Consider the following 16589-nt stretch of genomic DNA (forward strand, 5'->3'; position numbering starts at 1 on the left):
TTGCTCCTTGGCGACGGGTTGGTTTCAGGGTCCGCGCGCGGCGGCGGCCATGTCGGCGGCGCGCAGGCGCTCGCGGCGCGCGATCAGCAGACTTGCGCAGACCACACCGATCGAGACCAGCGCGACCGCCAGTGCCGCGACCGCGTTCACGCTCGGGTTCAGGCCGAGGCGGGCGCGCGAGAAGATCACCAGCGGCATCGTCGTCGCGCCGGGGCCGGACAAGAACGCCGACAGCACGACATCGTCGAGCGACAGCGTGAAGGTCAGCAGCCAGGCCGACAGCAGCGCCTGCGCGATCATCGGCAACGTGACGAGCCAGAACACCTGCCAGGGCCGCGCGCCGAGGTCCATCGCGGCCTCTTCGAGTTGCGGGTTCAGGTCGCGCAGCCGGGCCTGCACGACGACCGCGGCGTAGGCCATGCCGAGCAGCAGGTGACCGAGCCAGATCGTCATCAGGCCGCGCTCGGGAAAGCCGAGCGACCTCTGCATCGCGACCAGCATCAGCAGCAGCGACAAGCCGATAATGACCTCGGGCATCACCAGCGGCGCATTCAGCATGCCCGAGAACAGCGTGCGGCCGGTGAAGCGCCGGTGCTTGACGAGCGCGAGCGCCGCCAGCGTGCCGAGCACGACCGAGCTGCAGGCGGTCACGAACGCGATGCGCAGCGACAGCCACAACCCCGACAGGATCTCGCGGTCGCTGCCGAGCGCGGAATACCACTTCAGCGTGAAGCGGTTCCAGACGTTCGGCACCGGCGAATCGTTGAACGAGAAGATCACGAGCGCCGCGATCGGCAGGTACAGGAAGGCATAGCCGAGCGAGAGCCAGCCCCGCCCGAACCATCGATTGAAGCTTGCCGCGCTCACGACCGCCGCTCCACCGCCTCGGCCTCGTACTTGTTGAACAGCGCCAGCGGCACGATCACCAGCAGCACCATCGCGGCCGCGACTGCCGAGGCCATCGGCCAGTCGTTGTTGCTGAAGAACTCGTCCCAGAGCGTGCGGCCGATCATCTGCGTCTGCGGCCCGCCGAGCAGTTCGGGGATCACGTACTCGCCGACGCAGGGGATGAACACGAGCATCGCGCCGGCGATGATGCCGGCCTTCGACAGCGGCACCGTGATCTTCCAGAACGCGACCCAGGCGGTCGCGCCGAGATCGCTCGCGGCCTCGAGCAGGCGCAGGTCCATCTTCGCGAGGTTCGAGTACAGCGGCAGGATCATGAACGGAAGATAGGTGTAGGTCATGCCCAGCACCAGCGAGAACGGCGTGTTCATCAGCTGGCCCGGCGCGGGGATCAGGTCGGCGCGCAGCAGCAGGCGGTCGATCCCGGTCGCGGTGATGAACTCGGCGGCCCAGCCGTGCTCGGTCAGCAGGCCTTTCCAGGCGTAGACGCGCAGCAGGAACGAGGTCCAGAACGGCAGCATCACGAGCATCAGCAGGGCCGGCTGGACCGTCGCGCGGGCGCGCGCCATGAAGTACGCGAACGGGTAGCCGACGCCCAAGCACAGCACGGTCGTGACCGCCGCGTACTTGAGGCTCGACAGGTAGGTCAGCAGGTACAGATCGTCGTGCAGCAGCGTCAGGTAGTTGTCGAACTTCAGGTTCAGCGCGACCTTGCCGTTCTCGAGCGTGAGCACGTCCTTGACGCTCGCGATGTCCATCTCCGAGACGCTGATCTTCAGCACGATCACGAAGGGCAGCAGGAAGAACAGCAGCAGCCAGGCATAGGGCACGCCGATCACGGCCCGGCCGCGAGCGGTTCGGCGCGGCGTCGTCGCAGCAGTGCTCATGAGGTCAGCACCACTTGCGCGGTCGGCGACCAGCTGGCCCAGGCGGCGTCGCCGACGCCGATCGCGTGGTCACGATGGCGCTCGGAGTTGCTGGCGCTGACCTTCAGCGTCGCGCCGCTGGCCAGTGCCAGGTGGTAGACCGTGAAGCTGCCGAAGTAGGCCAGATCCTTCACGGTGCCGCGCGCGCGATTGAATTCGCCGTCGGCAGGCGAGGGTGCCTCGGGCGAGATGCGGATCTTCTCGGGCCGGATCGCGACCGCGACCTTCATCCCTTCGGTGCCGGTGATGCCGTGACCGACGTGGTGGGTGCAATCGGCGCAGCGCACCAGCACGTGATCGACCTCGTCTTTCGTGAGCGTGCCTTCCATCAGGTTCACGTTGCCGATGAAGTCGGCGACGAAGCGGTTCGCCGGCGTCTCGTAGATCTCGCTGGGGTGCCCGACCTGCAGCAACCGGCCCTCGCTCATCACCGCGATGCGCGAAGCCATCGTCATCGCTTCTTCCTGGTCGTGCGTGACCATCACGCAGGTCACGCCGACCTCGTGGATGATGTTCACGAGCTCGATCTGCGTCTCTTCGCGCAGCTTCTTGTCGAGCGCGCCGAGCGGCTCGTCGAGCAGCAGCAATTGCGGCTTCTTCGCGAGGCTGCGCGCGAGCGCGACGCGCTGCTGCTGCCCGCCGGAGAGCTGGTGCGGCTTGCGCTTGCCGAACTTCTCGAGCTGCACGAGCTTCAGCATCTCGTCGACGCGCGTCGCGACCTCGGCGGCCGGCAGGCCGTCGCGGCGCAGGCCGAACGCGATGTTGTCGCGCACCGTCATGTGCGGGAACAGGGCGTAGCTCTGGAACATCATGTTCAGCGGCCGCTCGTAGGGCGGCAGGCCGGCGAGATCATGGCCGTCGAGCACGATGCTGCCGGAGCTCGGCGTCTCGAAGCCGGCGAGCATGCGCAGCAAGGTCGTCTTGCCGCAGCCGCTCGAGCCGAGCAGCGCGAAGATCTCGCCCTTCGCGATGTCGATGCTGACGCGGTTGACGGCCTTGTGGCCGTCGAAGTCCTTCACGATGTCGCGAATCTGCAGGAACGTTTCCGGGGGGCTCATCGTGGTCAGGCCCAGCCGTTGCGGCGCACGTCGGCCAGGGTCAGGTCAAGGCAGCGGCGGATCAGCGCCATCATCTCGTCGATCTGCGCGCGCGTGATCACCAATGGCGGCGCGACGATCATCCGGTCGCCGACCGCCCGCATGATCAGCCCGTTGCCGAAGCAATGGCCGCGGCACAGCATGCCGACCTCGAGCTCGGGCGCGAAGGTCGCGTGTGTCGCCTGGTCCTTCACGAGCTGCACCGCGCCCATCAGGCCGCAGGTCTGCACCTCGCCGACGAGCGCGTGGCCGGCGAGCGCCGCGAACTGCTCCGCGAGGTACGGGCCGGTGTCGTCGTGCACCTTCTCGACGATGCCCTCGCGCTGCAGCAGCCGGATGTTGGCCAGCGCGACCGCGCAGGCGACCGGATGCCCCGAGTAGGTGTAGCCGTGATTGAACTCGCCGCCTTGCTCGATCAGGACCTTCGCGATGCGCTCGCCGACCATCACGCCGCCGAGCGGCACGTAGCCCGAGCTCACGCCCTTCGCGAAGGTCATCAGGTCGGGCCGGAAGCCGAAGCGATCGCAGCCGAACCAGTGGCCGGTGCGGCCGAAGCCGCAGATCACTTCGTCGGAGACGAGCAGCACGCCGTACTTGTCGCAGATGCGCTGGATCTCGGGCCAGTAGGTCTCGGGCGGCACGATCACGCCGCCGGCGCCCTGCACCGGCTCGCCGATGAACGCGGCGACCTTGTCGGCGCCGACCTCGAGGATCTTGTCCTCGAGCCAGCCGGCGGCCTTCAGCCCGAACGCGTCGCGGCTCGTGCCTTGCCCGAGCTCGAACCAGAACGGCTGGCCGATGTGCACGATGCCCGGGATCGGCAGCCCGCCCTGCGCGTGCATGCCGCTCATGCCGCCGAGCGAGGCGCCGGCCATCGTCGAGCCGTGGTACGCGTTGTGGCGGCTGATGATGACCTGGCGCTCCGGCTGGCCGAGCACATCCCAGTAGCGCCGCACCATGCGCACGACCGTGTCGTTGCCTTCCGAACCCGAGCCGGAGAAGAACACGTGCTGGAACTGCCGCGGGGTGACCTGCGCGAGCAGTTCGGCGAGTTCGATCGCCGGGGGTGTCGCGGTCTGGAAGAAGCTGTTGTAGAACGGCAGCGTCGTCATCTGCCGCGTCGCGGCCTCGATCAGCTCGGTGCGGCCATAGCCGACGTTCACGCACCACAGGCCCGACATCGCGTCGAGGATCTTCGCGCCCTCGCTGTCGCGCAGGTAGATGTTGTCGGCCGAGACGATCACGCGCGAACCCTTCGCGGCGAGCGACTTGAAGTCGGTGAACGGGTGCAGGTAGTGCGCGGCGTCGGCGGCCTGCCAGTCCTTCGTGCCGCGTGCGGGGTCGATGCTCATGGGGCCTCTCGAATCAGACATGCAGCAGCAGGTGCTCGCGTTCCCACGGCGAGATCACCTTCATGAATTCGTCGTGCTCGATCTCTTTCACCTCCGAGTAGACGGTGATGAACTCCTTGCCGAGCACGTCGTGCAGATCCTTCTCGTCGGCGAGCCAGCCGAGCGCTTCGCTCAGCGATCGCGGCAGCTGGTATTCGGAGAGGTAGGCGTCGCCCTTGCATTCGGGCGCCGGCTCGATCTTGTTCTTCATGCCGAGGTAGCCGCAGGCGAGTGTCGCGGCGAGCGCGACATACGGGTTCGCATCGGCGCCGATCACGCGGTTCTCGATGCGCCGTGCCGCGGCGCTTGCGACCGGCGAACGGATGCCGACGGTGCGGTTGTCGCTGCCCCACTGGATGTTGATCGGCGCCGCAGTCGAGCGCGCGAGGCGCCGGTACGAGTTGACGTACGGCGCGAACAGCGCCATCGCCGCCGGCGTGTACTTCTGCAGCCCGCCGATGTACCAGTAGAACTCCTTGCTCGGCGAACCGTCTTCGTTGCTGAAGATGTTCTGGCCGGTGACCTTGTTCAGGATGCTCTGGTGCACGTGCATCGCGCTGCCGGGCTCGCCGGCCATCGGCTTGGCCATGAAGGTCGCGTACATCTCGTGGCGCAGCGCGGCCTCGCGGATCGTGCGCTTGAAGAAGAACACCTCGTCGGCCAGGCCGAGCGGGTGGTCGTGGAAGAAGTTGATCTCCATCTGGCCGGCGCCGACCTCGTGGATCAGCGTGTCGACGTTCAGCTCCATCTGGCCGCAGTAGTCGTAGATGTCCTCGAACAGCGGGTCGAACTCGTTGACCGCGTCGATCGAGTAGGCCTGGCGCGAGGTCTCGGCGCGGCCGCTGCGGCCCTTCGGCGGGCGCAGCGGCGTGTTCGGGTCGGAGTTGCGCTCGATCAGGTAGAACTCGATCTCGGGTGCGACGACCGGCGCCCAGCCCTCGGCCGCGTACAGATCGCAGATGCGGCGCAGCACCGAGCGCGGCGCGTACGGGATCATGTTGCCGTCGCGATCGAAGCAGTCGTGGATCACCTGCGCGGTCGGGTCGGCGGCCCAGGGCACGATGCGCACCGTGCTCGGGTCGGGGCGCAGGTGCATGTCGCGATCGGTCGGGTGGATCACGTCGTAGTACGGCCCGTCGGTCGGGAAGTTGCCGGTCACGCCGATGCCGACGATCGCCTCGGGCAGGCGCATGCCGCGGTCCTCGGTGAACTTCTCGCGCGGCAGGATCTTGCCGCGCGCGACGCCGGTCAGGTCGGGCACGAGGCATTCGATCTCGGTGACGCGACGTTCGTTGAACCAGTTTTCGAGATCGGCGAAGGAGAAATTGCTTTTGTCCACCATGGGGCACCTGTAGCTGGGGTCGGCCGGGAAGCTTGGCTGCGTCGTCGGCGGTGCCGGGCTCGGGCGAGCGGCGGCGCCACGCGGGCCGCGCCGCTATCGGTCCGGCACGGGCTCGTGCTGCGGTGCCCGGCGGCGCGCACGGAAGGCCTCGCAGGCGCCGCCGAAGGCCTTCAGCAGGCGCAGCGACACCGGGTTCGTCGCGGCCTGCCACTCCGGGTGCCATTGCACGCCGAGGCTGAAGCCGCGCGCCGCGCTGACCGAGAACGCCTCGACCAGGCCATCGGGCGCGAGCGCCTCGATGCGCAGCCCCGGCGCGAGCCGGTTCACGCCTTGACCATGAACCGAGTTGACGCGGATGCGCGGCTCGGCCAGCACGCTCGCGAGCACGCCGCCCGGTTGCACGATCACGTCGTGCGCGAGGCCGTATTGCGCCTCGGGCGGGGCGTTCTTCGGCGCACGGTGGTCATGGCGATCCGGCACTTCCTGGACCGCCTGGTGCAGCGAGCCGCCGAGTGCGACGTTCGTCTCCTGGAAGCCGCGGCAGATCGCGAACAGCGGGATGCCGCGCTCGAGGGCGCGGGGAATCAGCGGCAGGGTCCAGGCATCGCGGTCGGGGTCGAGCGGCAGCGAGGGGTCGTGCACTGCTTCGGCGAAATGGCTCGGATGCACGTTCGATTGCGAGCCGGTCAGCAGCACGCCGTCGGCCAGGTCGAGCAGCGCGTCGAGTTCTTCGCCGAGCTCGTCGATCGATGCGGTCGGCACGATCAGCGGCGTGCAGCCGGCGAGGCGCACCGCGTCGATGTACTTCTTGCCGGCGACATGGAACGGGTGCTCGCCGAGCACGCGGTTGCATGCGGGGACGAGCACGATCGGCTTGCCTCGCGGGGCGCGGCTGATGCGGGAGGGGGAGGATGTTGTGGAGGAGGTCGCTTTCACAGCCCACAGCATAGCCGCGCCCGATGGCAGCGGGCGCCGGGCCGGCGAGCGGCCCGGCTGGCTTCAGGCGTTCTTCTTCAGCACATCCGCGATCGTGCTGACCATCTGGTCGATGTGCGAACTTTCGACGATCAGCGGCGGCGACAGCGCGATCGTGTCGCCGGTCGTGCGGATCAGCACGCCGCGCTCCCAGCACTCGAGGAACGTGTCGAACGCGCGCTTGCCCGGCTGCCCGGCGACGGGCTCGAGCTCGATGCCGCCGACCAGGCCGATGTTGCGCACGTCGATCACGTGCGGCACGCCGCGCAAAGAGTGCAGCGCGTTCTCGAATACCGGCGCCATCGTCGCGGCCCGGGTCAGCAGCCCTTCTTCGGCATAGGTGTCGAGCGTGCCGAGCGCGGCAGCACAGGCGAGCGGGTGCGCCGAGTAGGTGTAGCCGTGCGGAAACTCGATCAGGTGCTCCGGGCCGGTCATGAACGCGTCGTGGATCGCCGCGGTCGCGAACACCGCGCCCATCGGCACGCAGCCGTTCGTGATGCCCTTCGCGACCGTCATCAGGTCCGGGGTCACGCCGAAATGTCCGGCGGCAAACGGCGCGCCGACGCGGCCGAACCCGGTGATCACCTCGTCGAAGATCAGCAGGATGCCGTGCTTGTCGCAGATCGAGCGCAGTCGCTGCAGGTAGCCTTTCGGCGGCAGCAGCACACCGGTCGAGCCGGCGACGGGTTCGACGATCACCGCGGCAATGGTCGAGGCGTCGTGCAGCGCGACCAGGCGCTCGAGGTCGTCGGCCAGCTCGGCGCCGTGCTCGGGCACGCCACGCGAATACGCGTTGCGCGTCAGGTCGTGCGTGTGGCGGATGTGGTCGGCGCCCGGCAGCAGCGGCCCGAACGACTTGCGGTTGCCGACGATCCCGCCGACCGTGATGCCGCCGAAGTTGACGCCGTGGTAGCCGCGCTCGCGGCCGATCAGCCGCGTGCGCGCGCCGTCGCCGCGGGCGCGGTGGTAGCCGATCGCCATCTTCAGCGCGGTCTCGACGGCCTCGGAGCCGGAGTTCGTGAAGAACACCTTGTTCAGGCCGGCCGGTGTCAGCTCGACCAGGCGCTCGGCGAGTTCGAAGGCCTTCGGGTGTGCCATGTTGAACGGCGGGGCGAAGTCCATCTCGGCCGCCTGCGCGGCGATCGCCTCGACGATCTTCGGGCGCGCATGACCGGCGTTGACGCACCACAGGCCGGCGATGCCGTCGAGGATCTGGCGGCCCTCGGGCGTCCAGTAATGCATGCCGGTCGCTTTCGCGAGCAGGCGCGGCGCCTGCTTGAACTGGCGGTTCGCGGTGAACGGCATCCAGAACGCGTCCATCGCCTGATGCGATGCGGCGGCGCTGGTCGCGGCCGCGGCGGTGCGCGTCGCGGGATCGTCTTTGTGCATGGTGCTTGGCTCCGTGGTGGCGTGCTCCGCAGTGTGCGAGGCGCTAAGGATCGGAGTCTAGACAGGTGTGCGCGCAATGTGGCTTCGGATGGATAGACCGCACCGTGATCGGCCGCAATATCATGCGAGGAAATGGTTGCATGGCGGAACTAAATGCGGATTCCGATGGAAGTCATGAAACTGGATGCGATCGACCGCGCGATTCTCGACGCGTTGCAGCGCGAGGGCCGGCTCTCGAATCTCGAGCTCGCGCAGCGCGTGCACCTGTCGCCGTCGGCCTGCCTGCGGCGCGTCAAGGCACTCGAGGACAACGGCGTGATCGCGCAGTACGTCGCGCTGATCAACCCACGCGCGGTCGGTCGACACGGCGTCAGCTTCACGATCATCAACCTCGAGAGCGTCGGCGCGGGCCAGATCGAGGCCTTTGAACAGGCGGTGCGCGATCAGCCCGAGGTGTTGGATTGTTTTTACGTCGCCGGCTCGAACGACTACCTGATCCGCTTCACGTACCGCGACGCCGAAGACCTCGAGCGGTTCCACGCCGAGGTGCTGATGCGCTTGCCCGGCATCGCGCGGTCGAATTCGATGCTGGTGCTGCGCACCGTGAAGAAGACGACAGCGCTGCCGTTATGAGCGCTGCCAAGCCGGTCCTGATCCTGCAGAACCTGACGCCCGACGGCCCGGGCTACCTCGGCCGCTTGCTGGCGGAGCAGGGCGTCGCGTTCGAGGTTTTCGACACCGAGGCCGGGCACGTCTATCCGGGATCGATCGCCGGCTATCGCGCACTCGCGCTGCTCGGCGGCGAGATGAGCGCCAACGACGATCTGGCCTCGCTGCGCCAGGCCGAGCGGCTGATCCTGCAGGCGTTCGATGCGGATGTTCCGGTCATCGGGCACTGTCTCGGCGGCCAGTTGATCGCGCGCGCACTGGGTGCGCAGGTCGGGCCATCACCGGCGCCCGAGATCGGCTGGCAGAGGCTGCTGGTCGCCGATACGCCGGCCGCGCGTGCGTGGTTCGGCGCGCCGGACGAACACACCGTCTTCCACTGGCATCAGGAGAGCTTCGAGCTGCCGCGCGGCGCCGAGTTGCTGGCCAGCAGCCCAGCCTGCCGGAATCAGGCCTTCGCGATCGGGCCGCACCTGGCGCTGCAGTTCCACGTCGAGCTCGACGCACACAAGCTGGCCGACTGGTCGGCCTCGGTCGAGCCGTCGTTCCTGCGCCTGCAACGCCGGCATCCGACCACCGTGCAAAGCGGCAACGCGATGCGCGAACAGGGGACGACGGCACTGCCGGCACAACAGCGCCTGGCCGCACGTCTGTACCGGCGCTGGCTCGGGTTGCCAGGCTGAAGGCGCCGTCCGGCCGGGTCCGAGGCCGCCGTTCGCACAAACCGTCATCCACCCCCATGTGCACAAAGAGACAGATTGCATCGCCGGAGCGATTCACTACATCTGTTGCACTTGAACGGCAGCCAGCGCTGAACGCTGGCCATGCCCTGCCTGGCCTACCGGGCCCAGGCGGGTGCGATCCCGGTGTTAGGCGGCTCGGCAACCTGTAACCGCGACGCGAAACGGGCTCGCGAAGGCCGTTGTCGGCGACCGACCGGCACTTAAGCTCCGCGCCAGATGGGCGAAAAGCCCACCACACACCAGGTCGTTGGGGTCCCCGAAGTCGCACAGAGCAGCGCGTTTTGCACGCGCGATGAGAGCTTTTGCGCGCGCGGCGTTCGCGACAGGTGCCGTTACTCAGCGATATGGGATCTTCTATGCACCGCGTGCCGTCACTCTTGCCTCGGGCCGTCTGGCCACTTCTTGCCTCGCTGCTGGCCCTGGTGGGCGCGCTTTCGGCTCAGCACGTGATGGCGGCCAATCCGCCCGGGCTCGCTGCGGCGGAAGGCGTACTCGAAATCCTCGTCGAGGACCACGCCAAGTTCGCCCGGACGCGCCACTTCCTGAAGACCGCCAACGGCCACATCGAGCTGCAGTTCAAGGGCAAGCCGCTGACCTTGCGCGCAGGCTCGAAGCTGCGGGTGCAGGGCAGCCGATCCGGCAACGTGATGGAGCTCAGCACGACGGATTCGACCTCTGTCACGGTGACCGCACCGGCGCCGATGCCCAACACCTTCGGCGAGCAGAAGGTCGCAGTGCTGCTGGTGAACTTCATCGACGATCGCACCCAGCCCTACACGTTGGCCCAGGCCAACGACATGGTGTTCGGCCAGGTCAATGGGTTTCTCAAGGAGAACTCCTTCCAGAAGACATGGCTGACCGGGAGCACGGTCGGGTGGTTCGAGTTGCCGATCGCCAAGACCTGCGACGGCATGGTGATCGGCAGCTATGCGCGGCAAGCCGCGGCCAGCGCGGGTGTCGACCTCAGCGGCTACGGCCGTGTCATGTACGTGTTTCCGAACAACTCGGCGTGCGGGTGGGCCGGCAGCGGCAATGTCGGCGGCACCTCGCCGTCGGTGTGGATCAACGGCCGGTTGACGCTGCTGGTCACCGGCCACGAGCTGGGCCACACCTTCGGCCTCTATCACGCGCACTCGCTGGAGTGCGGCGCCACCGCAGTCGGGTCGGGCTGCACGACGTGGGAGTACGGCGACACGATCGACATCATGGGCAGCACGCTGGCCGGTCACTTCGACGCGTTCGAAAAGGAACGCCTCGGCTGGCTGAACTATGGCACCCAGCCGGCCATCACGACGGTCGCGGCGAGCGGCCGGTACACGATCGAAGCCTACGCACTCTCCCCGACGGGCCTGCCCAAGGCACTCAAGATTCCGAGGGGCACCGATCCCGTCTCCGGCGCCGCGCTGTGGTACTACATCGAGTACCGGCAACCGATCGGGTACGACGCCGCGCTGGCGGCCTACACAGGATCGAACTTTCTGCGCGGGCTGGTCGTGCGTTCGGGCTCGGGAGCCGACGCGAACAGCGGCCTGCAGCTCGACATGACGCCCAACAGTTCGAGTTTCGACGACTGGGCCGACGCGGCGCTCGGGTTCGGCCAGAGCTACACGGACGCATCCGCCGGCGTGATGATCGTGGCGCTCTCCGGTGACGGCAGCAGCGCGCAGATCGACGTCACGTTGAGTGCACCGGCAGGCTGCACGCGCGCGGCGCCGGTTGTGTCGCTCATTTCAGGCGCCTCGCAACCGGTCACCGCGGGCAGCACCTCGAACTACGGACTGACGTTGACGAACAAGGACAGCAGCGGGTGCGGGACATCCGCGTTCGATCTGCGCGCGACCGTGCCGACCGGCTGGAGCAGCAGCCTCGGCGCGACACGCCTCAGCGTCGACCCGGGCGCTTCGGCATCGACGGCATTGACCGTGACATCCGCGCCCACCGCGGCGCCCGGGAGCTACGGCCTGAGCGCGACCGCCACCAACGCCGCTTCGACACCGTACACGGCCTCCGCGAGTGCGCTGTATGCGGTCGGCGCGACGCTCTCGACGACCGTCGCCACAGACAAGACCAGCTACAAGTTCGGCGATACCGTCGCCGCCACCGCCAGCGTGACATCAGGGTCGGGACCGCTCGCCAACGCCACGGTGAGCTTCGTCTTCACGAAGCCGGACGGATCGACGGTCGTCAGGAACGCCACCACCGACGCGGGGGGCGTGGCGCGGTCGACCTACAAGGTGAGCCGCAAGGATCCAGCCGGCGCGTGGCAGGTCAAGGACAACGCCAGCTACACCGGCGTCGCGACGTCGGCGACGAGCGCATTCACGGTGCAGTGATCGCGCCGGCCAGACGAGAAGAGGCGGGGATCTCTCCCCGCCTCCCAATGCTGCGGTGATGACAGCGGCGATCGCCGCCGCTGCCATTCAGCCGTCACTTCTTGGACTTCAGCTGCTTCAGCAGCGAGTCGGCTGTCGCACCGTTGGCCGCCGTGCATTGCGCGCCCGGACACAGGTTGCAGGTGGCGGCCGCGTTCACCACGGTCGTGACCTTCGGCTTGCCGGTGATCGGCGGCGGCACGCCCTCGGCGCCGACAGCGTCGCTGAACTGCGTCGTCGTTCCCGCATCCGGCGCGATCGGGACGTAGGAGCCGGAATACGTCGTGCACTCGGTGGCCGAGCCCTTGGGCCCGAGGGTCGTCGACGCCATCGTCACGGCCGTCGGGTTCATCCCCGCGACGAAATCGGTCGCCGCGACACTTGTCAACCCCAGGTCACCCTGGTTGCACACACTGCCGCTGATGTCGACCTTGACGAACAGGTAGCTGCCGTTGCCGCTCGCCAGCGAGGCCGTGCAGTTCTTGGTCGCGGTGATTCCGGTCGCGAATTCCTTCAGCGGGCAGGTCGCGACACCGGAAGTGAACGTCGTCGTCGTCGTCGGGCCGGTGTTGGCCACGACCTTGATCACGTTCGTCGACCCGTTGTTCGTCGTGTTGAACGTCGAGGCATAGCAGACGTCGGCACCGGCGGCCAGCGCGCCCGCGAAGCTGAGCGGCTTCGAGAAGTCAGGCTTGCCCGTCGCGTCGCAGGTGTAGTACGAGAATGCCCCGACCGTCGGGGTCGGCGTCGCGGCCTGCGGCGTGTCGGTCAGCGTGATGTTGCTGAGACCGCCGAAACCGACGTTGCTGATCTTCCCGCCGAACGAGTAGTCGATGCTGCTGCCGTTGGCGCTGGCCTGGCCCGAATCGCAACTCTTCGTGACGCGCACGCCGCAGACATCGAACCCACCGAGCACGAAGTCCTTCAGGGTCGCCGTGACGCTGGAGGACGAACGCGTTTCGGCCAGGAAGCTGCTGAAACACGGCGCCGACAGATCGCCTGCCTGCTTCAGCACCTGCGAGATGTTGATGCCGACTTCGAGGAAGGCCGCCTGCTGGAGCGGGGTGCTGTTCCACGGCGACGTTTCGCCGGCCGTGGCGTTGGTGATGCCGCAATAGAGTGTGGACACCGACACGCCGCACTTGGCCGGGTTGGCCAGATCGCCGGCGAGCAGCTTGAGCGTGCCGTTGATGGTGGCCTGTTGAGGGTTCCACTCGAGGACCTGAATGGTCACCGAGGTTCCGCCGTTCTCGTAGTTGGCCAGCACGAGCACATCGCCGACCGTGTGCACGCCGCTGAAACTGCCGTCGGCGTTGACGCTGATCTTGCTCTTGAAGAACCAGAAGCCCATGAACGCGTCGCCGCTGGTTTCGCCACGTTCCGCGCCCGCGTAGACGACGAGATCGCCGCCCACGTTGTAGGCGGCGGCATAGGCGTTGGTGATGTCGTCCTTGGGCGGGACCGACCCGTCCTTGGCCTTCCAGCCGCCCGCGCCCGAGAGCGCACCGCTGAGGTCCAGGTGGTCCTTGGAACCGCCCCCGGTATAGATCGACTTGGGCGCGGGATCCGCCAGCACGCCGGTTCGCGCGACGATGGCCGCCGAGCCACCGCCGGTGTTGACGGTGGTCCAGTCGTCCTTGCCGGCCGTGCCGTTGTAGAGCACGTTGCCTTCGAGCTCGAAGGTGTCGGTGACATTGGCCGCGAGGGCTGACGTCGGTGCGAGCAGACTGCCTGCTGCCAATGCACAGGCTGCGAGCAGCCCGAATACGCGTTTGCGTGCCATGTGACCCCCAAGTCAAGAGTGATTGATCGTTGAGCTCGGCTGCCAGCGAACGGTCGGGAAGCCGCGAAATCAGTCTAGGCAGCGCCTCCCGGCGCCGGTATGGCCCAAACGGGTAAGGAAGGCGGGCGCCTCCCTAGGTTGACGTGCGCGATCAATCCAGCGCTTGGCGCCGGCCGTGCAGTCCGCGCTTTTCGAACACGTGCGCGAGATGCTTCTTGACGGTGTTGACGCTGATGTCGAGGCGCTCGGCGATCTGCTTGTTGCTCAAGCCCTTGCGCATCAGCGCCAGCACCTCCGCCTCGCGTGCGGTCAGGCTCTCGTCTTCCACGGTCGTCATGGTTCCTTCGACGGAGTCCAGCAGGGCCAGATAGAGGGACTCGACCACTGCCCGCGGAAACCACAGCTCACCGGCCAGCACGGCGTCGAGCGCGCGTGTCAGGGCCCCGCCGGTTGACGACCATGAGATGCAGCCACGGGCGCCGCCAAGGACCGTCAGGTCCAGCATCGCGGGTGGGCGATCCCAGCCGATCAGCCACTCCGTGCCGGGCAGGCGCCGCCGCAAGTGCTGAAGGTCGCGCGGATCGGCGCCCTGCAGCAGCGCGATGTCGATCACCAGCACGCGTGGCGCGTGCTCCTGGCACCGATGCTCCACGTCGTCCAGGCAATTGGCCTCGATCGGATCGAGACGGAAGACGCGATCGTCCTGCGCCGCAGACGCCAGGAGGCCGCATTCGAACGCGCCGAGGGGGCGTCCGCCCGTTCGAGCCGCCAGCACCCATGGCACATTGGGAGATTGAACAGATGAATCCCGGTGCGGCGATCGTGGCGGGCACTCTGATGCCGAGGCGGGACGCACCAGCGCATCGATCAAGGGGCGGTGCAGCGTTGACGCCGCGCTGCGGGGCTGCCATGCAGAAGCCAAGCGGCCGTAGGACGAGTCTGCTTGGTTCATGGACTATTCGATGAGCATTGACGCGTGGTGTACCAGCCGGTCGACTGCCAAGCGCACAACTGTATCTGAATGTTGCCGGTACGGTAACAGTTTGTTATCCGCAAAGTTAGGGATGTCATGCCGCAGTACGGGCCTGTGTCGGTGCTTCAGAACCTTTCGCTCGACAGTCCGGCCTATTTGCGAGCTTGCCTGGATGGGCAGGGCATTGCCTGTGACTCTCCGGTTTTCACGATCGCGGCCCGCACTCGCACATCGTGAAACGCTCGGATGCTGCAGTGCCGCAATTCCTTTCATCACAGGAAAGATGACACCGCATCGTGAAAACATGTCTCTAAGCCGTTGATTACATGGAGAGAAGAATTTAGTCTTATATAAGATACAAGTCTTCCGTTGCGCGTCCGCCGTGGCTATTCTTGATTCCAGTTCCCCGCTCTTCTTCATCACTCTCAACTGGAGCTCGACATGACCCAACTGACCCGCGAACAACAAATTGCCGCCCTCGAAAAGGATTGGGCCGAGAACCCGCGCTGGAAGGGCATCAAGCGCGGCTATTCGGCGGCCGACGTCGTGCGCTTGCGCGGCTCGCTGCAGGTCGAGCACACGCTCGCGAAGCGCGGCGCCGAGAAACTGTGGGATCTCGTCAACAACGAGCCCTTCGTCAACACGCTCGGCGCGCTGACCGGCAACCAGGCGATGCAGCAGGTCAAGGCCGGGCTGAAGGCGATCTACCTGTCGGGTTGGCAGGTCGCGGGCGACGCGAACATGGCCGGCGAGATGTACCCGGATCAATCGCTGTACCCGGCGAACTCGGTGCCGGTGGTCGTGAAGCGCATCAACAACACCTTCACGCGCGCCGACCAGATCCAGTGGTCCGAAGGCAAGAACGACGTGGACTTCTTCGCGCCGATCGTGGCCGATGCCGAAGCCGGTTTCGGCGGCGTGCTGAACGCGTTCGAGCTGATGAAGTCGATGATCGATGCCGGCGCGGCGGGCGTGCACTTCGAAGACCAGCTCGCCTCGGTGAAGAAGTGCGGCCACATGGGCGGCAAGGTGCTGGTGCCGACGCGTGAAGCGGTCGCCAAGCTCGTCGCCGCGCGCCTCGCGGCCGACGTGATGGGCACGACCACGCTCGTGATCGCGCGCACCGATGCCGAAGCCGCCGATCTCGTGACCAGCGACGTCGACGACAACGACAAGGGCTTCCTGACCGGCGAACGCACGATCGAAGGCTTCTTCCGCACGACCCCGGGCCTCGAGCAGGCGGTCTCGCGCGGGCTGGCCTACTCCGAGTACGCCGACATGGTCTGGTGCGAAACCGGCAAGCCCGACCTGGCCTACGCGAAGAAGTTCGCCGACGCGATCCACGCGAAGTTCCCGGGCAAGCTGCTGGCCTACAACTGCTCGCCGTCGTTCAACTGGAAGAAGAACCTCGACGACGCGACGATCGCGAAGTTCCAGCGCGAACTCGGCGCGATGGGCTACAAGTTCCAGTTCATCACGCTGGCCGGCTTCCACAGCCTGAACTACTCGATGTTCAACCTCGCGCACGGCTACGCGCGCAACAACATGAGCGCGTTCGTCGAGCTGCAAGAGGCCGAGTTCGCGGCCGCCGAGCGCGGCTTCACGGCCGTCAAGCACCAGCGCGAGGTCGGTACCGGCTACTTCGATGCGGTCACGACGACGATCGAGGCGCTGTCGTCGACCGCGGCGTTGAAGGGCTCGACCGAAGACGAACAGTTCTTCGACGCCAAGCACGGCTGAGCGGGTTCGACGGCCGGCGGGTCGCCGGTGATCGAAGGCACGACGCGGCGTCGGACGACGCCGCGTCGTGCCGCCGGATGAGGCCCGGCCGAATGGCGCGCACGCGCCGATTCGCAGGGCACGGCACGGCGGTCGACGCCCCTGACGCCCGGCGAGCGCAGTGCCGGGCGTTGTTCACGTGCTCGTCGTACCCCCGCGACCGCGCGCGCGCAACGCATGTAAGCAAAACACCCCGCGGGGGACGGTCCAAGTAAAAACCCTTAGAGTTCGGTCCTTGTACCCGGAA

At 67.2% G+C, this 16589-nt stretch carries 13 protein-coding genes; 4 read left to right on the forward strand and 9 right to left on the reverse strand.

Annotation, left to right across the window (positions count from 1 at the left end):
* Window positions 1–24 precede the first annotated feature (24 nt).
* The 7 genes from AC1DTW_RS11215 to aptA all read right to left on the reverse strand — a co-directional run bounded on the left by AC1DTW_RS11215 (window position 25) and on the right by aptA (window position 7957).
* Complete coding sequence (locus AC1DTW_RS11215; RefSeq protein WP_477981172.1) at window positions 25–867, reverse strand: ABC transporter permease; 843 nt, start codon at window positions 865–867, stop codon at window positions 25–27.
* Window positions 864–1793, reverse strand: coding sequence for an ABC transporter permease (locus tag AC1DTW_RS11220; RefSeq protein ID WP_477981173.1), 930 nt, complete (start codon window positions 1791–1793; stop codon window positions 864–866). Before AC1DTW_RS11220 ends, AC1DTW_RS11215 begins: the two co-directional genes overlap by 4 nt.
* Window positions 1790–2890: an ABC transporter ATP-binding protein gene (locus AC1DTW_RS11225; RefSeq protein WP_477981174.1), complete on the reverse strand. Its 1101-nt coding sequence runs from the start codon at window positions 2888–2890 to the stop codon at window positions 1790–1792. The genes AC1DTW_RS11220 and AC1DTW_RS11225 overlap by 4 nt, the downstream gene beginning before the upstream one ends.
* A 5-nt stretch (window positions 2891–2895) precedes the next feature.
* Complete coding sequence (locus AC1DTW_RS11230; protein ID WP_477981175.1) at window positions 2896–4281, reverse strand: aspartate aminotransferase family protein; 1386 nt, start codon at window positions 4279–4281, stop codon at window positions 2896–2898.
* 13 nt (window positions 4282–4294) lie between these two features.
* Window positions 4295–5662 carry a glutamine synthetase family protein gene (locus AC1DTW_RS11235; RefSeq protein ID WP_477981176.1) on the reverse strand — a complete coding sequence of 456 codons (1368 nt, stop codon included), beginning with the start codon at window positions 5660–5662 and terminating at the stop codon, window positions 4295–4297.
* Between the two features lie 93 nt (window positions 5663–5755).
* A complete protein-coding gene (locus AC1DTW_RS11240; protein WP_477981177.1) occupies window positions 5756–6529 on the reverse strand; it encodes a gamma-glutamyl-gamma-aminobutyrate hydrolase family protein in 774 nt (257 codons plus the stop codon).
* 132 nt (window positions 6530–6661) lie between these two features.
* Window positions 6662–7957, reverse strand: a complete 1296-nt coding sequence (gene aptA, locus AC1DTW_RS11245) for an omega-aminotransferase AptA (RefSeq protein ID WP_477981313.1) — start codon at window positions 7955–7957, stop codon at window positions 6662–6664.
* A gap of 234 nt (window positions 7958–8191) precedes the next feature.
* On the opposite strand from aptA, the gene AC1DTW_RS11250 reads away from it, so the two are divergent.
* The 3 genes from AC1DTW_RS11250 to AC1DTW_RS11260 all read left to right on the forward strand — a co-directional run bounded on the left by AC1DTW_RS11250 (window position 8192) and on the right by AC1DTW_RS11260 (window position 11768).
* A complete protein-coding gene (locus AC1DTW_RS11250) occupies window positions 8192–8659 on the forward strand; it encodes an Lrp/AsnC family transcriptional regulator (protein ID WP_477981178.1) in 468 nt (155 codons plus the stop codon).
* On the forward strand, window positions 8656–9375 hold the full coding sequence (locus AC1DTW_RS11255) for a type 1 glutamine amidotransferase (RefSeq protein ID WP_477981179.1): 720 nt from the start codon (window positions 8656–8658) through the stop codon (window positions 9373–9375). The genes AC1DTW_RS11250 and AC1DTW_RS11255 overlap by 4 nt, the downstream gene beginning before the upstream one ends.
* Before the next feature lie 509 nt (window positions 9376–9884).
* Window positions 9885–11768 (forward strand): NEW3 domain-containing protein, encoded by a 1884-nt coding sequence (locus AC1DTW_RS11260; protein ID WP_477981180.1) that lies wholly within the window; start codon window positions 9885–9887, stop codon window positions 11766–11768.
* Window positions 11769–11862: 94 nt separating this feature from the next.
* Here AC1DTW_RS11260 and AC1DTW_RS11265 read toward each other — a convergent pair whose 3' ends face one another.
* Both AC1DTW_RS11265 and AC1DTW_RS11270 read right to left on the reverse strand, forming a co-directional pair.
* Window positions 11863–13590: a hypothetical protein gene (locus AC1DTW_RS11265; protein WP_477981181.1), complete on the reverse strand. Its 1728-nt coding sequence runs from the start codon at window positions 13588–13590 to the stop codon at window positions 11863–11865.
* Between the two features lie 151 nt (window positions 13591–13741).
* The gene (locus tag AC1DTW_RS11270; protein ID WP_477981182.1) at window positions 13742–14542 is read right to left on the reverse strand and encodes a helix-turn-helix transcriptional regulator; all 801 of its coding nucleotides are present in this window, start codon (window positions 14540–14542) and stop codon (window positions 13742–13744) included.
* 462 nt (window positions 14543–15004) lie between these two features.
* Between AC1DTW_RS11270 and aceA the strand changes: the two genes are divergently transcribed.
* On the forward strand, window positions 15005–16303 hold the full coding sequence (gene aceA, locus AC1DTW_RS11275) for an isocitrate lyase (protein WP_477981183.1): 1299 nt from the start codon (window positions 15005–15007) through the stop codon (window positions 16301–16303).
* Window positions 16304–16589: the final 286 nt, after the last annotated feature.

It is taken from the genome of Rhizobacter sp. P5_A1, from assembly GCF_056400745.1.